Raw genomic sequence first — 19,110 nt, forward strand, 5'->3', positions numbered from 1 at the left:
CTAGGGTGGCGCGCGCGGAAGCGGTGTCGAGAGGTGCGGTCGCGTTCGGTGCGCAATCGCGGCGGCACGGCAAGCGTGCCTTGCTGACAAGCCGGCTAAGCGGTATGCAGCAACCGTGCATTGTAACGGATGGGCGCCCGCGTTGCCTTAACCGTCCGACGGACGGGCCTGGCGGGCCGCCGCCCAGGCCAGACCCTGCACCACGCCGAAGGACGGATCGCCCTGCACCAGGCGCGATTGCGGGAACGCGGCAGCCACCGTGTCGCGGATATAGCCGGCACGCGACATGCCGCCGGTCAGGAACAGCGTGGCCGGCGGCGCATCCAGGTCGGCACGGACCTGCGCAAGCAAGCCTTCCAGTTCGCCCAGGTAGCTGGAAGCGGACGCAACCAGCGCGCTGGCCTGCACCTCCACCTCCAGCCCGCGTTCGATGAAGTCCAGCCCGGCCTGGTGCCGGTCGCGCTCGCTGAGCGCGATCTTGCAGGCTTCCACGCCGCGGTACAGGCGCGCGGTGTTGCCGGTGTCCTGCAGCGCCTGCAGGCGCTTGTCGAACGGGGCAGGGACGTCCTGGTACTTGTGCAGGCGGAATTCGCGCTGGCGGGTCATGTCCTGCACCATCGCCGCTTCCACGTAATGGTGGGTGGGCACGCGGGTGATGCCGCGGCCGAACAGCGGCATGTAGGCGGCCAGACTCAGCGCCAGATCGATATCGGTACCGCCGCGCGCGATGCCCCAGGCGCGGTGCACCTGCGGCGCGGCGCTGCCGCCGACGCTGGCATGGGCGATGTCGGTGGTGCCGCCGCCGATGTCCACCACCACGGTGTCGTGACGGCTGTCGTGGCTGACGTGGTAATGCATCGCGGCCGCTGCGGGTTCTTCGAGGAAATCCACGCTGTCGAAGCCGGCCGCGATGGCGGCGGTCTGCAGAATGTCCAGCGCCTGCGCGTTGCCGGCCTCGCCGATGGAACTGCGGAACTGCACCGGGCGGCCCAGCGTGGCGCTGCGGATATTGATGTCGAACTGGCGCGAGGCGGTGAGCCGGATGTGTTCCAGCACGTGCGTGGCGATGCCGGTGATGGTCTGGCGCGCACGCGGATGCAGGTTGTAGCCCAACATCGATTTGGGGCTCTGCACCAGGCTGCCTTCGCCTTCCAGGAAATACGCATCCAGCGCTTCGTCGCCATAGACCGCGTTCTGCAGCAGGGCGGCGGAGCTGCGCGGCTCGCGCACCTGCTCTTCCATCCACTGGCGGCGCACGATGCGGATCGCGTCGCGGCGCAGGCTGTCGTTGCTGGACGTGCGGCCTGCCGCGGCGGCATCGCGACGGCCGGAGTCGATCAGCCGTTCGACCTCGTATTCCAGCGCCGGGGTCAGGCTGAAATCGTCCGGGTCGCGCATGGTCTCGGGGAAATACACCGTGGTGCGGAACTGCAGGGCCTCGCCGAAGCGCACCGGGACCACCTGACCATCGACGATCGCCGCGGCGGCGGAGTTGCTGGTACCGAAGTCGATGCCGAGTTTCATGCAAGCGGGCCTGTGAGCGGGCCGCGCACTTTACTACTTCTGCTGCCGGCGACGCCCGTCGCGCTGCGTTCGGACGTCGCAGCAGCCGAACTGCCGCATGCCCACAGGCACGCGGCACACCCGATCAGGCCGCGACGCTGGCGACCTGGCCTTCGTTTAGTTCTTCGGTGGTGGCTTCGCGCACCTCGATGACTTCGACCGCGAAATGCAGGGTCTGCCCGGCCAGCGGATGGTTGCCGTCGACGGTGACCTGCTCCGGGCCCACCTCGGTGACGGTGACCAGCACCGGGCCCTGCTGGGTGCGCGCCTCGAACTGCACACCCGGCACGACCTCGACATCGGTCGGGAATGCCTCACGCGGTACCTGCTGGATCAACTGCTCATGGCGCGGGCCATAGCCTTGCTCGGGCACGACATCGGCAGTGAGTGTCTCGCCGACGCGCTTGCCGTCCAGCGCCTGTTCCAGGCCGGGCACGATGTTGCCGGCACCGTGCAGGTAGCTCAATGGCGCGTCCGGCGTCGAACGGTCCAGGACCTGGCCGCTGTCGTCGGAAAGGGTGTAATGAATGGTCGCAACGCGACCCTGGCTGATTTCCATCGGAAACCTCCATGACTTGTGATCGAGTGGGATGCGTCGGCTGACTCACGACGCCAAGAGGTGGTGCCCGCCTACCGTAGGCAATCGACCCGGATGATGCAACCGCAGCCGGGGCTGCGGTTAGGGCGAGGATCAGCTTGGTGGTGACGATGTCACCGCTGCGATGCAACTGCTTCCTACGCGATGCGTCGGTGCGTCGGTGCGAAGATGAGCCGATCGATGCGCGTCACGTGCGGCGTTTGGCCGCGTGGCGATGCACGCATTCCACGGCCTGCCGTGCACTAATCCTTCTCTGCTCCACGTTCGATCTGGGCGCGGCGCGCGTGCCAGGTTTCCGGCGTCTGCGGCTTGATGAACAGCGCGGTGAGCTCGGGATGCTGACGCTTGGCGGCCGCTTCGATGCGCCCGACGCAGGCTTCGATCTGTGGCGTGGTGCGGCTGTCTTCGAACTCGGCGCTCAACGCGGCGACCACCTGGTTCGGGCCCATCTGCATGGTCAGTACGCCGTTGGCGGCGCGCACATCCGGATCGCTGGCGGCAATGCGCAGTAGCGATTCGGTGACGTGCGCATGCGCGGGTTCGCCGATCAGCAGGCCCTTGGTTTCGCGCGCCAACAGGAAGGCGGTAAAGGCCAGCACGCAGGCGATGCCGATCGAGGCGATGCCATCGAGTTCGGGCATGTCCAGCAGCTGTGCGCCGGCCAGGCCCAGCACCGCCATGAACAGGCCGATCAAGGCGGCGCTGTCTTCGAGCAGCACGGTGAACGTGCTGGGGTCCTTGCTCTGCCGGAATGCCTGGAAATAGCCCATGCGGCCCTTCTTGGCGCGGAATTCGCGCAGCGCCACCACCCAGGAAATGCCTTCGAACACGATCGACACACCGAGCACGATGTAGGCGAGCAGATGGCTCTTGGCCGGCTCGGGATTGCGCAGATGCACGATGCCCTCGTACAGCGACACGCCTGCGCCCATCGCGAATACCAATAGCGCGACGATGAAACTCCAGAAGTACAGCTCACGCCCGTAGCCGAACGGATGGGTCGGCGAGGGGGCCTGCGCGGCGCGGCGCAAGCCGTACAGCAGCAACACTTCGTTGACGGTGTCCACCAGCGAGTGCACGCCTTCGCTGAGCATCGCCGAGCTGCCCGAAATGCCTGCGGCGATGAATTTTGCGATCGCGATGGCAAGGTTGCCGGCCAGCGCGACATAGACGACCAGATGCGAGCCGGTTTTCTTTGCCGCGCCCGGTTCGCCAGCCGTAGGCGCGGTGGATCCTGGCGCAGCGCCGGGGGCTTGGGGAAGCGATGGGTTGGGCACGTGCGACCTGCAGGGCATTCGACAAGCGCTGCACTATCGCGCTGGCGCCGTGCCGGAGACGTGATCGCGCGGCCGGGGCGCTACAATCCACGCCCGTTTTGAACCTAGGAATCGCATGTCTTCCGTTCCCGCCTGCCCGCAATGTGGCCTGGACAATACCTATGCCGATGGCGCGTTGCTGATTTGCGCAGACTGCGGCTTCGAGTGGAGCGCGGGCGAGTCCGCCGCGACTGCGACGGTGGTGCGCGACAGCAACGGCAACCTGCTGCAGGCCGGCGACACGGTGACCGTGATCAAGGACCTGAAGGTCAAGGGCTCGTCGATTCCGCTCAAGCAGGGCACGCTGATCCGCAACATCCGCCTGGTCGAGGACGATGCCGAGCACATCGAAGGCAATTCGGAAAAGATCAAGGGCCTGGTGCTGAAGACCTGTTTCCTGCGCAAGGCCTGAGGCTGTTGCGGAGGCAGCAGCACAGCCTGCAGCATGTGTAGGAGCGCGCTTGCGCGCGATGAAGCGGTATCGATACCGCCTCATCGCACGCAAGCGCGCTCCTGCGTTGCGGCATGCTCAATCGCGCGGATACACCGCCGCCACCGTGCAACTCTGGCGCATCCGCGCGGCCAGGCCGCCACGCGTGGTGCTCAGGTCGCCCTGCTGGCCGGATCCGGCAGCCGCGCCGGCAAGTGCCATTTCGTCGAGCACATCGACCTTGTCGCCGGGATTGCCGCAGATCGCATTCAGGCCCATGCCGGAGACGAAGCGGATCGGCGGCGCGCCACTGAGTTCGCGGCAGCTGTCCATCAGTTCGACGCGGTAGTGGCGATGCGTGCCGGGGTGACGTGGCGAGACTTCCACCACCAGGCCCTGGCCGTCTTCCGACCACGAACGCAGCATGCTGGGATTGAAGCAGTAGCTGGACGAACCGGCGAAATTGCGCCGGCGCGCTTCGCGCACGCTGACCCCGTCCAGGGTCGGGATGCCGCTGTCGCGTTGCCGTGCCGCACTGGCGTATTCGCGCGCATTCAACGTGGCGATCTGGCTGACCGCGCAGTGCTGCTGGCCCGAGCGCACGTATGCCGGCGCACCGTTGCAGACCCAGCCGTGCGCCGCCAGCAGGCTTGCATCGGCTTGTGCGGCCAGTTGCGGGCAGTCCTGCGCCAGGCTGATGCGGAACAGCCGTCCGCCTTGTTCGGCCACTGCCAGCGTGCGCGGATCGGCTTGATGCAGCTCCGTCACCTTGCGCGCATCCAGGCACTCGGCGTTCGGTGCGGCAGGGCGCAGCGGCTCGGCCGCTGCGGTGGAGGACGCGTAACCGAATAGCGTGCTGCCGAGCAGAACCGCAGCGAGTAAACGCATCACGCACATCCTTGGCAATGAGGGATGTCCGCATCATCTGCCAAGCAGGTCGCGCTGACAATCGCAGCAACGCGCGTCGGGTCGCGGCGCTCAACAACACCGGGCGGGCCGCCAGCGCTCGGCACCGCCAGCGCATACGAGTGCATGCCGATGCCGGGCTGCACGCATGTGCGCGCGCAACCTCACGCGCGTCTTTCACTTTGCTGCCGCAATAACGCAGCGCAGCCTGCGCTCAGGGCGCCTCGGGCGGATCCGAATCCAGCACCTGCAACTTGCCGCCGGTGGTTTCGGGAAGGATGCGTTGGTCGGTGGCCACCAGCACCACACCAGGCGTCAGCAGCGGCAGCAGGCCGGCCAGGAATGCCGGCGGCACCTGCAGCCGCGCGATGGTGTCGGCATCCAGCGGCTGTCCTGCCGCGGCGCTGCTGCCCGGGATGCCGATGCGCATCCAGTTGGGCATGCGTTGACCGGGCAAGCCGGGCACTTCGCCAGGCAGGAAGCCCTGGCCGACGATGAACGCCTGCGTGCCCAGCGGCGCGGCGCCGGTCTGCGCGCGCAATGCCACTTGCGCGCGTCCGATTTCCACGCCGTTGCGATACACCACCAGTTGCTGATCGCTGCTGCTGACCAGCATCGAGATCGGGCCGGTGGGTGCCAGCGCCGGCTGCCATGCAAAGCTCTGGCCGTTGGGCAGCGGCAGCAATGCCCGCTGCGCACCGGTGGTCGGGTCGATCGGGCTGAGCGCGCGGGGATGCACCACCGCGTCCGCATCCACACCGGCCTGCGCGACCACCACCACCATGCCCATGTTGGAATTGTCGAACAGCAGCCGCGCGAATTCCGACGGCAGATGCACGCAGCCATGCGATTCCGGATAACCGGGCAGGCCGCCTGCGTGCAGGGCCACGCCGTCCCAGGTCAGGCGTTGCTGATAGGGCATGGGCGCGGCGTTGTAGAGGTTGGAGCGGTGGTCCGTGTCCTTCTGCAGGATGGTGAACACACCGGTCGGTGTCTCGTGCCCGGGCTTGCCGGAGCTGATGGTGGAAACGCCGATCAGGATGCCGTTGCGATACGCATACGCGCGTTGCTCGGTGAGGCTGACGATCACCGCCATTGGCCCCCAGCCCTTGCTGACGCCGCCCCAGATCCATTCGCCCGGCTTGAGGTCGGCCGGCGCCGTTTCGGCAGGGCTGGACTGGCGCGCGCCCCAGAACGGCACCGCAAGCGCTGGCCCGCAGAACAGCAGCGTGCAAAAAACAATGGCAGTGAGCAGGGGCCGCATCGGCATTCCAGAGAGCAGTGTCGGCACGATCCTAGCGGGGCCGGGTGTACGCGTCATGTGGTCGCTACCGGGAGGGCTACGTTGCGAAGGCATCCGCGTTGCGAGGGGGCGTGCGGTGTACGCGTTTGCGTACTCGCCGAGCCTGGGGCGAACACACGCACAAGCGCCTGGCCTTGCGCGCCGGTTCAACGATTGACTTGGCAGATGCACGAGGACCGCCGCATTGCGACGGCGACCGGGCAAGGGATGCGTATCGCGCTTGCACGAAATACCGGGCCGGCGACGTGCCCAGGTGCAACGTGCGCGTGCGGACCGGTCGATCCGCACGGCAGCTGCGCTCGCTTGATGCCGAGCGCAGCCGCTGTGTCGGCGAGACCTGGAGCGACTGACAAAACGGAGCGGGCAGTCGTCAGGTGAGCGCGGACGGCGCGCAGGAACCGGAATGTACGCGTGGTACATCCCGATTCCGGACATCGGTCGCGCCTGCCTGGCGGTGAGCGCAGGCGTCTTGCAGCCGCGCTCAGTTCGGCAGGGCGGGGTAGTCGGTGTAGCCCTTGGCACCACCGCCGTACAGGGTGGCCTGGTCGAGCTCGGCCAACGGGGCGTTCTCGCGCAGGCGACGCACCAGATCCGGGTTGGCGATGAACGGCCGGCCGAAGGCGATCGCATCGGCGTAACCGTTGTGGATGGCGTGGTCGGACAGCGCCTTGTCGTAGCTGTTGTTGGCGATCCAGGCGCCGTCGAACTTTGCGCGCAGCGCGGCATAGTCGAAGGCGACGTTGTCGCGCGCACCGCCGGTTGCGCCTTCGATCACGTGCACGAAGGCCAGCCCGCCGATCAGGTTGAGACGCTCCACCGCACGTTCGAACAGCGGCTGCGGATCGGAGTCATGCATGCCGTACACCGGCGTGACCGGCGACAGCCGAACACCGGTGCGTTCGGCGCCGATCTCGTCGGCGATCGCCTGCACCACTTCGGTCAGCAGGCGGGTGCGATTTTCGATGTCGCCGCCGTACGCATCGGTGCGCTGGTTGGAGCCGTCACGCAGGAACTGGTCGAGCAGGTAGCCGTTGGCCGCATGCACTTCCACGCCGTCGAAGCCGGCATCGATGGCGTTGCGCGCGGCGATGCGGTAGTCCTCGATCAGGGCGGGGATTTCGTCCAGCGCCAGCGCGCGCGGCTCGGAGACATCCTGGAAGCCGTCCTTGGTGTAGGTCTTGCCTTCGGCGCGGATGGCGCTGGGCGCCACCGGCGATTCGCCCGGCGGCAGCACGCTGGTGTGCGAGACGCGGCCCACATGCCACAGCTGCAGCACGATCTTGCCGCCACGGCGATGCACTTCATCGGTGACCGCACGCCAGCCCTGGACCTGCTCGGCGGTGTGAATGCCGGGCGTATCCAGGTAGCCCTGACCCAGCGGGCTGATCTGCGTGCCCTCGGCCACGATCAGGCCGGCACTGGCGCGTTGGCCGTAGTACTCGGCGGCGAGCGGCGAGGGCACCTGCCCGGCGACGGCGCGATTGCGCGTCAGCGGCGCCATGATCACGCGGTTGGCAAGATCCAGTGCGCCCAGGCGCACGGCGGAAAACAACGGGGACTCGGTGGATTTGGACATCAGCAACCAATTGGGTGTGGATCACGCGCCAGGCGCGACACCGCGCCGATCGCGAGTGCCCCCTAGCGATGGTGGCGGAGCAGCGCCGATTCGAGCGATAGCGATAGGACACAGCGTCTCCTGGCGCATCGAGAGCGGCCAGACCGTGATGTGCCGGGGCCTGGCGCTGAATCGCAGCAGGCGCCGCGCTTCCGTTGATTGCTGCGTTGCACAATAATAGGCCGCCCCGTCATCCTGGAGTCGGGCATGTCCGATACCGATCTTTCAACGCCGCGCGTATCACGGCGCGACTACGTGCTGATCCTGTTTGCGTTGGCGATGGGCGGCTTTGCGATCGGCATCAGCGAATTCTCCACCATGGGCCTGATGACCCAGATTGCGCAGGGCCTGCAGATCAGCGAGCCGCAGGTCGGCCACGTGATCAGCGCCTATGCGCTGGGTGTGGTGGTCGGTGCGCCGTTGCTGGCGATCATTGGCGCGCGCTGGCCGCGGCGCACCTTGTTGCTGCTGTTGATGGTGTTCTATGCGCTGGGCAATCTGGCCAGCGCGTTGGCGCCGAGCTATCACACGATGTTGCTGTGCCGTTTCATCGCTGGTTTGCCGCATGGCGCGTACTTCGGCGTCGCTTCACTGGTGGCCGCGTCGATCAGCCCGCCCAACCAACGTGCCACTGCGGTGGGCCGGGTGTTGCTGGGCCTGAGCATTGCCTTGCTGGTCGGCAATCCGTTGGCGACCTGGCTGGGTCAGATCGTGAGTTGGCGGTGGGCCTACGCGGCGGTGTCGGTGCTAGCGCTGTGCACGGTTGCGGCAGTGGCGGCGCGCCTGCCGCCTGCGCCGGACGAGCCGCGGCAACAGCCGTTGCGTGAGCTGCGCGCGTTCAATCAGCCGCAGGTATGGCTGGCCCTGGCGATCGGCGCGGTGGGCTTTTCCGGCATGTTCTGCGTCTTCAGTTATCTGGCGCCCACCCTGACCGCGGTGACCGGCGTGGAGCCGGCGCGGATCCCGCTGGCGATGGTGGCATTCGGGGTCGGCGGCGTGCTCGGCAGCATCCTGGGCGGCTGGCTATTCGACCGCATGCAGTTCCGCGCGGTGCCGGTATTGCTGGTGTGGTCGGTGGTGGTGATGCTGACCTTTCCGTTGGCTGCGCAGTCGGGCCTGTGGGTCTTCGTGTCCATCGTGGCGGTCGGCACCATGGGCGCACTGGCACCTGCACTGCAGACGCGTCTGATGGATGTGGCCGCGGAGGCGCAGACCCTGGCAGCGGCATCCAACCATGCCGCATTCAATACCGCCAATGCGCTGGGCCCGTGGCTGGGCGGTATGGCGATCACCGCCGGGTGGGGCTGGACCTCGACCGGCTACGTGGGCGCGGCCACTGCGCTGGGCGGCTTGCTGGTGTATGCGCTGGCGGTCTGGCAGGAGCGCCGCCAGCGCGCGTCGCTGGCGAGCTGCTGAGGCGCTGCCGGCCTGCACTGCCTGCTGCAGTTGGAGTGATGAGTGGCAGAGTTGGCAGAAGGCGTGCTGGTTGCCACGTTGGTCAGTGCAGGACGCAAGGCCATATCCACGGCCAACTCACGAGCGCACGTCGAGACTGCACGCTTCACTGCAAGCGGACCGTACAGCGCCATGACCGAACACACGCCACCGCCCTGGAAGCGCGGCAAGCCCAAGGGTAACTCCGCCTCCACGCCGCTGACCGCAAGCCAAAAAGCCGCTGCCAAGCAGCGCGCCGAGGAGGCCGGTCGCCCCTATCCCAACCTGGTCGACAATATGTGGGCGAGCCGGCAGCCGAAGTAGGTTTGACCTGCTCTTGGCATCGATGAATTGCCATTCATTGCCTGCATGATCGCGTGAGGACAATCACCACATCACTCACATGTCGATTATGTGTGTCCCGCCAATCTAAGGCCGTACACAACGCCAAGGCATGCAATCAGCACATCGATTGCCTCATCCCCGAAAGCCAGCGCAGACGCATCCACCAACCGCGCAGCGCTGGCCCATCGCAACCAGGAGCGACACATGAGCATTCAGAGCAAGACCGAGCATAGCCTCAACGACCTCATCGCCATTTCCCGCGACGGCAAGGACTTCTACGAAGAAGCGGCTGCCAAGGTGGGTGATGTGGAACTTGCAACGCTGTTCCGCCGCATCGCCGGTGTGAAGTCCGACATCGTCAGCAATCTGAGCAGTGTGGTTGCATCGGTCGGCGGCAAGCCGGAAACCAGCGGCACCATGGTCGGCAGCATGCAGCAGTTCTACGGCAAGGTGCGCGCTACGCTGGGCGATACCAAGTACGGCTACGTTGCCGAGCTGGAAGAGTCCGAAGATCGCCTGTTGAAGGCATTCGACGAGACCATCGCCGACCAGGATACCCCGGCCGCCGCACGCGACGCTGCACTGCGTCTGCTGCCGGAAGTGCGCGCATGTCATGACGTGATGCGTAACCGCAAGCATGCGATGAAGAACGCCGCGTAAGCTGCGTGCGTGACCCAGGCGCATCCAGGTGATGCAGCTTGCGGAGTGAACCGATAAAGGCGGAAACGGGCAGCGCAAGCTGCCCGTTTCTTTTTATGTCGCGCGTGGTCAGTGCTGTGCGGTTGTTGTTCCACGCATTGCACGCGTTCCACGTTTTTGCATTGGCGTTGAATGCGTGTCACACATGCATCTGGTCTGCTAGTATCCGCCGCCCTTCTTCCCGGCAGGTCCGCGTACGCGGTCGTGGAATCAGCCCATGCAACAGCAGTTCCTGTACCTGTCCTCAGCCGAGGCGCAGTTGTCGCTTGGCCTCGGTGAGGAGAAGACTACCGAGCGCCTGTTCTTTGCGGTGATGGCCGATGCGGTCACCGCCCAACGCGCTGCGGCGATCGCCGATGGGCTGCTGCACAGTGGTCATGTCGACGGCAAGCCGCTGGCGCGCGAGCGCTTGCATGTGACCCTGCATCATCTGGGCGATTACGCGGGCGGCTTGCCGCCTTCGCTGGTGAGCCGCGCCAGTCAGGCAGCCGAGCGCGTGGTGTTGGACGCGTTCGAGGTGGAGTTCGATCGGGTCGGCACCTTCGGCGGCCGGCGCTCGCAGCTGCCATGCGTACTGCGTGGCGAAGACAAGGTGCGCGGGCTGTACGAACTGCAGGGCGCGCTGGGCCGGCAGCTGGCGCATGCGGGCATTGCCGGCGACGCGCAGTACACGCCGCATATGACGCTGCTGTATTGCAACCAGTCGTTGCCGCAACGGCGCTGCGATGCGCTGGCGTGGACGGTGCGCGAGTTTGCGCTGGTGCGCAGCTTCCTGGGCCAGTCGCGTTACCAGATCGAAGGGCAGTGGGCGCTGCGCTGATGTGCAGGCAGATGCGTACGCGGTAGCCTGCGTGCATGGATGCCACCACCACACCACTGCCATTGCAGCCCGAGCACCTGGCCGCGCTCGAACAGGCCTATGCCACGCCACCGCGCGCCTATCACCACTTCGGCCATGTGCGCGCGCTGCTGCAGCACTACGCCGAGGTCGCCGCCGGGCCGGGTTGGCAGCAGCCGGTCGAGGTCTGGCTGGCGGTGCTGTTTCACGATGCGGTGTACCAGCCCGGGCGCAGCGACAACGAGGCGGAATCCGCCAACTGGGCGGTGGACTGCATCCCGCGCTGGTGGCCGCAGGCATCGGTGGACCTGCAGCGCGTGCAGCGCCTGATTCTGCTCACCGCACGCCATGGACAACTGCAGCCGGCGGATGTGGACGCCGAAGCGGCGTTGTTCCTGGACTGCGACATGGCGATCCTGGCCGCACCGGCAGCGGTGTTCGATGCGTATGACGAGGGCATTGCCGCCGAATACCGTGGGCATGTCCCCAGCCTGCTGTTTCGGCTCAACCGCAGGCGCTTTCTGGCCGGCCTGCTCGAGCGTCCGCGCATCTTCCTGAGCGACTACTTCCATGCGCGCTGCGACGCTGCGGCGCGGGCCAATCTGCGCCGGCGACTGGGGCGCTGACCTGGCACGCTGCGCGCCGTGGTTCATCCAGGCGCAGCCACGGCGCACGCTACAATGCGCGCATGCACGACCGCGCAGCTTCCGATCACGATCCACGCCCGCAGCCGCCCGAGCCGCCTGCGCCCAACGAGTGCTGCGAAAGCGGTTGCCCGCTGTGCGTGCACGATCTGTACGCGGACGACCTGGCGCGCTACCGGCAGGCCTTGGCCGCCTGGGAAGATCGCCAGCGAGCACATGCGCGATAAGCGAAGCGCCGCGCTTCGCGTGGCCGCCTGGAGCGATTATCTTTGAACCACTTTTCCCGATGGTGCGACATGCGACGACTTGAGATGTGGAGCGCGCTCTGCGGCGCGGCGGTGTTGACGCTATCGGGCATGGCGGCTGCGCAGACCACGCAGCCAGTGAGCCACGGCCGCTTCGAGCAGGTGCCGGTGCTGATGCCCAAGGGCGAGCCGCAGCGCGTGGTGATCTGGCTGACCGGCACCGGCAACAACGTCAAGCGCCAGACCCAGGCGGAAAGCCTGCGCGCCGATGGCGCGATGGTGGCGATGGTCGATACCGCGCATCTTTACGCGGTGCTGCGCAAGGCCGGCGGTACCTGCGCGTTCTCGGTCGGCGATGTGGAAAATTTCTCGCGCTACGTGCAGGCCTTCTACCACATCCCCACCTACCGCCTGCCGCTGCTGGTCGGCGACGGCGAGGGGGCTGCGCTGGCCTATGCGATCGCGGCGCAAGCCAAGCCGCATGTGCTGGCCGGCGTGCTGACCGACGGGCTCTGCCCGGCGACGGTGTCCGATCAGGCGATCTGCCAGCCGGGCGTGCGCCCGGGCAGCAACACCCTGCTGCCGGTGCCGTTGCAGATTCCCTGGGTGCTTGCCGGCAGCCAGGACAAGCGTTGCCCGGCCGCGGCCGAAGACGGCTTCCTCAAGCAGGTGCCGCAGGCGCGCACGTTCACGCGTTCGGCGCAGGGCGACATCCTGCCGGGCCTGCGCGCGGCGGCACGTTCGCTGGGCGAGCAGAAGGGCGTGGCGCTGCCTCCACCGCCGGGCGGGCTGGAAGACCTGCCGGTGGTGGAGCTGCCGGCCAAGCCCGATGGCGACAGCGACGACGACACCTTCGTGATCTTCGTCTCCGGCGACGGTGGCTGGGCGGGTCTGGACGAAGAGGTGGCCGATGCGTTGGCCGCGCAGGGCATTCCGGTGGTCGGCCTGGATTCGCTGCGTTACTTCTGGACCGAGCGCACACCGCAGGGCTTTGCCACCGATCTGGATCGCATCGCGCGTTTCTATGCGCAGCGCTGGCAACGTCAGCGGGTGGTGCTGATCGGCTTCTCGCAGGGCGCGGACGTGTTGCCGGCCGCGATCAACAAGCTGCCGGCGCAGACCAAGCAGAACCTGCGCATGACCGCGCTGTTGTCGGTGGGCAAGCTGGCCGATTACGAATTCCACGTCAGCAACTGGCTGGGCTCGGACGACGAAGGCCTGCCGATCGCGCCGGAAGTGCAGCGTCTGCCCGCCGGCACCACCGTGTGCATCTACGGCCAGGACGACCAGGACGCGCTCTGCCCGAGCCTGCCGGCACAGGCCGCCAAGCGGGTCGCGCTGCCGGGTGATCACCACTTCAAGGGCGATTACGCGACCCTGGCCAAGGTGATCATGGAGCAGCTGCACGCGCTGTCGAAGCCGTAAGCGAGCGCGGCATGTCTGACCTGTCCCGGCCCGACTCCAGGCCGACACAGGTCAACAACCCGGTCGTAGCCGTTCGGTTCGGCCCCTGCAGCCAGGCAGGCCCCGGCATTTCTTTCCGCAACCGACACCAACTGGTGGTGCTTGCGCGGGTGCCGGTGTGGGACCTTGAGCGGCATGGATGCCGCGCCAGAGCCTACACGGACGTACTTGCGGCGTGTCCCACACCGGTACGCGTGCAAGCGCCCGCAGCAGACCGAAGCATTCGCGTGGAACCCCCAAATGCCGTGCGCAAGATCGATCGGTGTACGGAGTCGGTCGGCGGCGCGGCGCCGCATCCAGTGTCGGGACACGCCGTGAATCCATCCCTGGAGGCTCGGTGGCGACATCCATGTCGCCACACGGTCCCGCCCCCGGACGCGGCACCGCGCTCCCAGCATTGCCACTGCTGATCGGCAAGCAATGCATTCAAGCACGCGTGCGAGCGCACTCAGCAGCCTGAAGCACTCGCGCGCGTAAAACCGCAGGTATCGAGCGGCCTTACTCCTGCCGGCCCGGATCCGCCGAGATCAATCGGGTGACATCCAGTAGTGCCGCCGGCAGATGCATGCCACCGGGCGCGACCAGATAGCGCGGGCGCCAGGTCGGGGCGAACTTCGACTTGAAGCGGCGCAGGCCGCTGAAGCCATAGAAGCGCTCGCCATGACGTGCGACCAGGCTGGCGAAGCGATTCCAGCGGCCGGCCAGGCGATGCTCGGCCAGGCCCGACAACGGCGCCATGCCCAGCGAGAAGCGCGTATAGCCGTTGGCTTGCCCCCACAGGAACAACTCGATGAACAGGAAATCCATCGTGCCCTTGGGTGCCTGTGCGCTGTGCCGCATCAGGTCCACCGACAACTCGCCGCCGGCCGGCGCCCACCACACATTGGCGAAGGCCACGATTTCGCCTTCCGCCTCGGCCACCGCCACCGGGAAGCGGCGCAGGTAGTCCGCATCGAAGCTGCCCAGCGAGAAGCCTTTTTCTTCGCCGGACTTTTCTTCCAGCCATTGCTCGGACACTTCGGACAGACGCGGCAATACCGCGTCCACCTGTTCGGGCTGCAGCATGCGGAAGGTCAGGCCGCCGCGCTTGCCGCGGTTCCATGCCTGGCGCAGATCGGCGCGGTCGCGGCCTTCCAGGGTGAAGCCTTCCAGCGGCACGATCGCCTCTTCGCCCAGTTTGACCAGGGTCAGGCCCATGTCGAGATAGGTCTGCCAGTATTTTTCGCCGACCTGGTAGAACACCGGGCGCAGGCCCATATGGTCGGCCTCCTCGCGGAAGCGCCAGATCAGGGCGCGCGCGACCTCCGGTGGGCCGACCGGGTCGCCCATCGAGATCAGCGAGCCACCGTAACGCTGCATCATCACAAACCCGCGGCCCTGCTCGTCGAGCAGGAAGGCCTTGTCGCCGGTCAGCGCCAGGCAGGCCTGGGTGTCGGTGCTGATGGCCAGGATCGGCGCCAGCGTCTGCAGGGTCTGCGCATCGGCGGACGGCATCGGGCGGCGGCCGCCACGCAGCAGGCGCGCCATGCCGAACACGATCACGCCCACGCACAGGATCAGCGCCGCGCGCAGCGCACGCGGTGCATTGGCCGAGGTGGCGAATTCCCACCACAGGTCGTTGCTGTATTCGACGTGGCTGTAGACGAAGAACAGCAGCCAGAACGTGGCCACCAGCACCAGGCCGAGGTTGCTCAGCCAGCGCCACGACCAGGCTTCGTCCAGCAGCGCGCCCTGGCGGTAGAACTCGCGGCGTGCCGCCCAAAGCGCCACTGCGGCCAGTGCCGCCGACAACGACACCGAGATATGGCTGCCGCGCAACAGCGACAGCGGCGGCAGCAGGATGCACACGCCCAGCGCCAGCACCCAGGCCGCATGGCTGCGCCGTTGCAGGCCCTGGCCGATCAGCAGCAGCACCATGCCGCCCAGGCTGACCAGCAGGTGCGAGGTCTCGATCAGCGGCAGCGGCGCCACTTCCTGGCGCGCGCGCGGAGTGGGCAAGGTGCCGTCGATGACCAGCGCCGCGCCCACCGCAAACACCGCCAACGCCAGGATCTGCGGCAACCACGGGCGCAAGGCCTTCCATACCGTGCGTGCGGTGCTGGCGCTGGCGCGCACCGGTGCGCCCAGGCCGGAGGCTGCCGCCATCGCCACCGAGATCAGCAGCGGCACGATGTAGTAGGTGACCCGGTAGGCCAGCGCGGCGGCCAGCACCGCGGCGGGGGTGACATGCGGCAGCAGCTTGAGCAGGCTCCACTCGAACACGCCCAGGCCGGCCGGTACCGTGGAGATCAGCCCGGCGACCACCGCCACCAGCCAGATGCCGATAAACCCGAAGTAGCCGGTGCCTGGGTCCGGCGGCAGCAGCACGTAGAACGCGGCGGCCGCCAGGCCCAGCTCGACCACGCTCAGCGCGGTCACGCCCAGCACCGTGGTGCGGTCGGGCAGCCAGAAGCGATGACTGCGGATCCCGAATTCGCGGCCCTGTCTGCCGACCAGCCCCAGCATCGCGACGTAGCCGACCAGCAAGGCGATGCCGGCGATGCGGATGCCTTCTGCAGCGATCGGCAAGGCACGTGCAGCCGCTTCCGGTTCCAGCAGCAGCGCCAGGCCAAGCAACACCCAGGCGCCGAAGACGAAGCCCAGCGTGCTCATCAGCACCACCTGGCCGATCTCGGCCAGGGTCAGCCCGACGCTGCCATAGCCGCGCAGGCGGACCGCGCCGCCGGTCAGGGCGGCAAAGCCCAGCGTCTGCCCCACCGCATGCGCCATGAAGGCGGTGATGCCCACGCGCGCCGGATGCAGCCGCTTGCCGGTGCGCTTGAGCCCGACCCAGTCAAAGCCCACCAGGCAGGCGTAGCTGCTCAAGCCCAGCAACAGGGTGAGCGCGATCTGGCCGGCACCCAAGGCGCGGAAGGCCTGGCGGATCTGCCGATAGCCATGGTCGGTGAATTGCCCCGACAGCGCGTGCAGCGCCATTGCCAGGATTGCCAGGCTGATGATCACCGGCAAGGCGCGGCGCCACCCGCTGGCCGGCGCTTGGGAAGACACGGAGGTATCCGTCATGAGGGAAACGGGATCTGCTGAAGGGGAAGAAGGGCACATGCACGGTGCGTGCCGCGCGGGCGGTTGCTCTGCATGGGACGGTCGGTGTCAAGGTACATGCAGGGTGATCGCACGGATGCCGAATGAGGTGAACGCAGGGTTCGGTCGCGCCGACAGGTGTCGGCTCAGGACGGCCGCGCGCATCATAGGGCATCGCCGCGCCCACGTGCCGCAGGAGACCGACATGGACACGATGACTGTTGCAACACAGACAGGCTGCTGATGGAAGATCAACACAACAGCGGCACTGCGATGCCACCCGGGTCGGCCTGCCCGCCACGCTGGGCCGGGCAGGCCGGCGCAGTCGCCGCCTGCATGGGCCTGGCCTTCATCGCCTTGATCCTGCTGCTGCAATCGCTGCGCGGCGATCTGGACTGGATCGACGCACAGCTGAGCGCGTATCTGCACGGTGCCTACGGCCTGCTGCTGCGCACGGCCTATTGCGTGCTGGCTGCGGCGATGGCGTGGATGGCGCTGGGCCTGCATGCGGCACTTGCACCGCCCGCGCGCAGCCGCGCCGTGGTGGGGCTGTTCTGGGCGGCGGCGGTGGGCCTGTGCATGGTGTCGATCGGCGATAGCTGGATGCCGGAGCTCGCGCCCGACGCGGCCGTGCCGGTGCACCTGCTCTCGGCCGACATGACGTTTCTGTGCGTGATCGCGGCGGTATTGCTGCAGTCCTGGTACTTCCGCCGCGACCGGATGTGGCAACGCCACTTCGCCGCCGCGTTCGGCCTGGGGCTGTGCGCATTTGCGGTGTTGCTGTTCCACGTCACGGTCACCGGCGCGCCGTTGGGCATCAGCCAGAAGAGCGCCATCGTGTTGATCGTGGCCTGGATGGTGCGGGTGGGGGCGTGGTTGGCGCAGCACGTGCGCGCCGGGGCTGCACGTTTGCCGCATTCGCGGGACAATGCCCGGGTCAATCAACCGTAGGAAGTCTGAAAATGCTGCAGCGATTCGATGCGGGTCCGCGGATGTCGGAAATGACCGTCCATGGCGGCGTGTGCTACCTGGCAGGCCAGATTGCCGAAGACACCAGCCAAGACATCACCGGGCAGACCCGCCAGGTGCTGGGTGAAATCGACAAGTTGCTCGCGCAGGCGGCCAGCGACAAGACCAAGATTCTGCGCGCGGAAATCTTCCTGGCCGACATCGCCGATTTCGACGGCATGAACAAGGCCTGGGACGAATGGGTACCGCACGGTTTCACCCCGGCGCGGGCCACGGTCGAAGCCAGACTGGCGCGGCCGGAATGGAAGGTGGAAATCGTGATCACCGCTGCGGCGAGCTGACCGCAGCGCGGCGCGCGGATCGCGGCTCGATCGCGCGCCGACGCCGCGTCATCTGCGCGCATACGCTCGGACATGCAGCGCAGCGTTGGTGTACGATAGCGGCGAAAAATCGCTCACACGTTTGCTTGGCAGGACCGCCAGCGCGCTTGTCGGCGCACCCCATGAGTGGAACGCCGACATGTCGCGCTTCACTCACGCGGGCCGCCTCGTCGTTTCAATGCGCGCGCTTGCGTAATCAGCGTTTGACGAAGCGGTAATGCGCCACGCCCCATTCGCGGCCCTGGTCGTAACCGAACAGCTCGGCGCAGGCCAGCCAGAACATCCGCCATCGCTGCCACCAGCGCTGCGCATCGTCGCCATAGGTCTGCCGCAGTAGCGGCATGATCTGCTCGCGGTGGCGATCCTGGTTTTCCAGCCAGGCGTTGGCGGTTTTTTCGTAATGCTCGCCCGATAGCACCCAGCGCTGTTCGATGACCACGTCCTGCTGGAAATGCAGCAGGGTATCGGCCGCCGGCATCAGCCCGCCGGTGAAGAAATGCCTTCCCATCCAGTTGTCTTCGCCGGCCACTTCGAACGGGTAGGCCAGGTCGCGGTGGCAGAAGATATGCACGAACAGCTTGCCACCTGGCGCCAGCCAGCTGCCGACGCGGGCCAGCAGCTCGCGGTAGTTGCGCATGTGTTCGAACATCTCCACCGACACCACGCGGTCGAAGTTGCCCGGCGGCAGCGCCAGCGCGTTGACGTCGGCGGTGATGACCTGCACGTTGCTCAATCCGCGCACCCGGCACTGCTCCAGGATGTGCGCGCGCTGCGGACGCGAGTTGGACACCGCGGTGATGGTGGCGCCGGGATAGCGCTCGGCCATCCACAAGGTCAGCGAGCCCCAACCGCAGCCCAGCTCCAGAATGCGTTGGCCGTCGGCCAGTTCGGCGCGCTCACCGTACAGCGCCAGCATGCGTTCTTCGGCCGCATCCAGATCCGGCGTGGTGGCGTCCCAGTAGCAGCTGCTGTACTTGAGCCGGCGGCCCAGGCACAGGGTGAAGAACTGCGGCGGCAATTCGTAGTGCTGGCGATTGGCGGCATCGGTTTCGATCGCGATGGCGCTGGCACGCAGGCTGTCGATGAAGGCGCGTTGGCGCTCGCCGCTGGCGTCGGCACCGCCGGTACGCTCATCGCGCAGACGTTGCGCACACAGCCGGCGGATGCCGTAACGCAGTGCGGCGTCGGGGAGCACGCCGGATTCGGCCAGCCGGGTGGCGAAGGATTCTTCGGGCAGCGAGGAGGGCGGGATGGTGACAGTGGACATACGACTCTCCAGG

General features: G+C 67.1%; 18 protein-coding genes and 1 other RNA gene. 10 read left to right on the forward strand and 9 right to left on the reverse strand.

The window, feature by feature from the left end; translation table 11 throughout:
• Positions 1–147: 147 nt before the first annotated feature.
• The 3 genes from DYQ94_RS01400 to DYQ94_RS01410 form a co-directional block, all read right to left on the reverse strand.
• Complete coding sequence (locus DYQ94_RS01400; protein WP_065032048.1) at positions 148–1,524, reverse strand: Hsp70 family protein; 1,377 nt, start codon at positions 1,522–1,524, stop codon at positions 148–150.
• 124 nt (positions 1,525–1,648) lie between these two features.
• Positions 1,649–2,122: an FKBP-type peptidyl-prolyl cis-trans isomerase gene (locus DYQ94_RS01405; protein WP_039511537.1), complete on the reverse strand. Its 474-nt coding sequence runs from the start codon at positions 2,120–2,122 to the stop codon at positions 1,649–1,651.
• Positions 2,123–2,403: 281 nt separating this feature from the next.
• Positions 2,404–3,456: a cation diffusion facilitator family transporter gene (locus DYQ94_RS01410; protein ID WP_104591244.1), complete on the reverse strand. Its 1,053-nt coding sequence runs from the start codon at positions 3,454–3,456 to the stop codon at positions 2,404–2,406.
• Positions 3,457–3,553: 97 nt separating this feature from the next.
• Between DYQ94_RS01410 and DYQ94_RS01415 the strand changes: the two genes are divergently transcribed.
• Entirely contained in the window at positions 3,554–3,889 is a 336-nt protein-coding gene (locus DYQ94_RS01415; protein ID WP_039520205.1) for a zinc ribbon domain-containing protein YjdM, read from the forward strand.
• A 117-nt stretch (positions 3,890–4,006) separates the two neighbouring features.
• On the opposite strand, the gene DYQ94_RS01420 is transcribed toward DYQ94_RS01415, so the two are convergent.
• The 4 genes from DYQ94_RS01420 to DYQ94_RS01435 all read right to left on the reverse strand — a co-directional run bounded on the left by DYQ94_RS01420 (position 4,007) and on the right by DYQ94_RS01435 (position 7,692).
• Positions 4,007–4,795: a hypothetical protein gene (locus DYQ94_RS01420; protein WP_237474887.1), complete on the reverse strand. Its 789-nt coding sequence runs from the start codon at positions 4,793–4,795 to the stop codon at positions 4,007–4,009.
• A 232-nt stretch (positions 4,796–5,027) separates the two neighbouring features.
• Positions 5,028–6,083 (reverse strand): L,D-transpeptidase, encoded by a 1,056-nt coding sequence (locus DYQ94_RS01425; RefSeq protein ID WP_160954632.1) that lies wholly within the window; start codon positions 6,081–6,083, stop codon positions 5,028–5,030.
• A 377-nt stretch (positions 6,084–6,460) separates the two neighbouring features.
• Positions 6,461–6,536, reverse strand: a non-coding RNA gene (locus tag DYQ94_RS01430) — sX9 sRNA.
• 61 nt (positions 6,537–6,597) lie between these two features.
• Positions 6,598–7,692, reverse strand: coding sequence for an alkene reductase (locus tag DYQ94_RS01435; RefSeq protein ID WP_126965732.1), 1,095 nt, complete (start codon positions 7,690–7,692; stop codon positions 6,598–6,600).
• A 246-nt stretch (positions 7,693–7,938) separates the two neighbouring features.
• Between DYQ94_RS01435 and DYQ94_RS01440 the strand changes: the two genes are divergently transcribed.
• The 7 genes from DYQ94_RS01440 to DYQ94_RS01470 all read left to right on the forward strand — a co-directional run bounded on the left by DYQ94_RS01440 (position 7,939) and on the right by DYQ94_RS01470 (position 13,361).
• Complete coding sequence (locus DYQ94_RS01440; protein WP_039528349.1) at positions 7,939–9,147, forward strand: MFS transporter; 1,209 nt, start codon at positions 7,939–7,941, stop codon at positions 9,145–9,147.
• Positions 9,148–9,189: 42 nt separating this feature from the next.
• Positions 9,190–9,489, forward strand: a complete 300-nt coding sequence (locus tag DYQ94_RS01445) for a hypothetical protein (RefSeq protein ID WP_164738885.1) — start codon at positions 9,190–9,192, stop codon at positions 9,487–9,489.
• A gap of 225 nt (positions 9,490–9,714) precedes the next feature.
• Positions 9,715–10,170 carry a PA2169 family four-helix-bundle protein gene (locus tag DYQ94_RS01450; RefSeq protein WP_126965733.1) on the forward strand — a complete coding sequence of 152 codons (456 nt, stop codon included), beginning with the start codon at positions 9,715–9,717 and terminating at the stop codon, positions 10,168–10,170.
• A gap of 256 nt (positions 10,171–10,426) precedes the next feature.
• Entirely contained in the window at positions 10,427–11,029 is a 603-nt protein-coding gene (locus DYQ94_RS01455) for a 2'-5' RNA ligase family protein (RefSeq protein WP_126965734.1), read from the forward strand.
• A gap of 35 nt (positions 11,030–11,064) precedes the next feature.
• Entirely contained in the window at positions 11,065–11,673 is a 609-nt protein-coding gene (locus DYQ94_RS01460; protein ID WP_024937993.1) for an HD domain-containing protein, read from the forward strand.
• 62 nt (positions 11,674–11,735) lie between these two features.
• Complete coding sequence (locus DYQ94_RS01465) at positions 11,736–11,918, forward strand: oxidoreductase-like domain-containing protein (RefSeq protein WP_024937992.1); 183 nt, start codon at positions 11,736–11,738, stop codon at positions 11,916–11,918.
• Positions 11,919–11,987: 69 nt separating this feature from the next.
• A complete protein-coding gene (locus tag DYQ94_RS01470) occupies positions 11,988–13,361 on the forward strand; it encodes a virulence factor (protein ID WP_039511551.1) in 1,374 nt (457 codons plus the stop codon).
• Between the two features lie 537 nt (positions 13,362–13,898).
• Here the strand turns inward: DYQ94_RS01470 and mprF are convergent.
• Entirely contained in the window at positions 13,899–16,463 is a 2,565-nt protein-coding gene (gene mprF / locus DYQ94_RS01475; RefSeq protein ID WP_126965735.1) for a bifunctional lysylphosphatidylglycerol flippase/synthetase MprF, read from the reverse strand.
• Positions 16,464–16,724: 261 nt separating this feature from the next.
• Here mprF and DYQ94_RS01480 point away from each other — a divergent pair, with 261 nt between their 5' ends.
• Positions 16,725–17,432, forward strand: coding sequence for a DUF998 domain-containing protein (locus DYQ94_RS01480; RefSeq protein ID WP_126965736.1), 708 nt, complete (start codon positions 16,725–16,727; stop codon positions 17,430–17,432).
• A gap of 11 nt (positions 17,433–17,443) precedes the next feature.
• Positions 17,444–17,791 carry a RidA family protein gene (locus tag DYQ94_RS01485; protein WP_016903508.1) on the forward strand — a complete coding sequence of 116 codons (348 nt, stop codon included), beginning with the start codon at positions 17,444–17,446 and terminating at the stop codon, positions 17,789–17,791.
• A 235-nt stretch (positions 17,792–18,026) separates the two neighbouring features.
• Here the strand turns inward: DYQ94_RS01485 and DYQ94_RS01490 are convergent, their stop codons facing one another.
• Positions 18,027–19,097, reverse strand: a complete 1,071-nt coding sequence (locus DYQ94_RS01490) for an SAM-dependent methyltransferase (RefSeq protein ID WP_039511565.1) — start codon at positions 19,095–19,097, stop codon at positions 18,027–18,029.
• Between the last annotated feature and the right edge of the window lie 13 nt (positions 19,098–19,110).

The sequence above is a fragment of the Xanthomonas sp. LMG 8993 genome (genome assembly GCF_009835065.2).
Lineage (GTDB): Bacteria > Pseudomonadota > Gammaproteobacteria > Xanthomonadales > Xanthomonadaceae > Xanthomonas > Xanthomonas arboricola.

Excerpts from the sequence above, each read along its gene's own strand:
- DYQ94_RS01490 (WP_039511565.1), bottom strand. The coding sequence starts at position 19,097 with ATGTCCACTGTCACCATCCCGCCCTCCTCGCTGCCCGAAGAATCCTTC.
- DYQ94_RS01460 (WP_024937993.1), top strand. The coding sequence starts at position 11,065 with ATGGATGCCACCACCACACCACTGCCATTGCAGCCCGAGCACCTGGCC.
- DYQ94_RS01465 (WP_024937992.1), top strand. The coding sequence starts at position 11,736 with ATGCACGACCGCGCAGCTTCCGATCACGATCCACGCCCGCAGCCGCCC.
- DYQ94_RS01415 (WP_039520205.1), top strand. The coding sequence starts at position 3,554 with ATGTCTTCCGTTCCCGCCTGCCCGCAATGTGGCCTGGACAATACCTAT.
- DYQ94_RS01400 (WP_065032048.1), bottom strand. The coding sequence starts at position 1,524 with ATGAAACTCGGCATCGACTTCGGTACCAGCAACTCCGCCGCCGCGGCG.
- DYQ94_RS01440 (WP_039528349.1), top strand. The coding sequence starts at position 7,939 with ATGTCCGATACCGATCTTTCAACGCCGCGCGTATCACGGCGCGACTAC.
- DYQ94_RS01425 (WP_160954632.1), bottom strand. The coding sequence starts at position 6,083 with ATGCCGATGCGGCCCCTGCTCACTGCCATTGTTTTTTGCACGCTGCTG.
- DYQ94_RS01480 (WP_126965736.1), top strand. The coding sequence starts at position 16,725 with ATGGAAGATCAACACAACAGCGGCACTGCGATGCCACCCGGGTCGGCC.
- DYQ94_RS01470 (WP_039511551.1), top strand. The coding sequence starts at position 11,988 with ATGCGACGACTTGAGATGTGGAGCGCGCTCTGCGGCGCGGCGGTGTTG.
- DYQ94_RS01450 (WP_126965733.1), top strand. The coding sequence starts at position 9,715 with ATGAGCATTCAGAGCAAGACCGAGCATAGCCTCAACGACCTCATCGCC.
- DYQ94_RS01485 (WP_016903508.1), top strand. The coding sequence starts at position 17,444 with ATGCTGCAGCGATTCGATGCGGGTCCGCGGATGTCGGAAATGACCGTC.
- DYQ94_RS01405 (WP_039511537.1), bottom strand. The coding sequence starts at position 2,122 with ATGGAAATCAGCCAGGGTCGCGTTGCGACCATTCATTACACCCTTTCC.
- DYQ94_RS01410 (WP_104591244.1), bottom strand. The coding sequence starts at position 3,456 with ATGCCCTGCAGGTCGCACGTGCCCAACCCATCGCTTCCCCAAGCCCCC.
- DYQ94_RS01455 (WP_126965734.1), top strand. The coding sequence starts at position 10,427 with ATGCAACAGCAGTTCCTGTACCTGTCCTCAGCCGAGGCGCAGTTGTCG.
- DYQ94_RS01420 (WP_237474887.1), bottom strand. The coding sequence starts at position 4,795 with ATGCGTTTACTCGCTGCGGTTCTGCTCGGCAGCACGCTATTCGGTTAC.
- DYQ94_RS01435 (WP_126965732.1), bottom strand. The coding sequence starts at position 7,692 with ATGTCCAAATCCACCGAGTCCCCGTTGTTTTCCGCCGTGCGCCTGGGC.
- mprF (WP_126965735.1), bottom strand. The coding sequence starts at position 16,463 with ATGACGGATACCTCCGTGTCTTCCCAAGCGCCGGCCAGCGGGTGGCGC.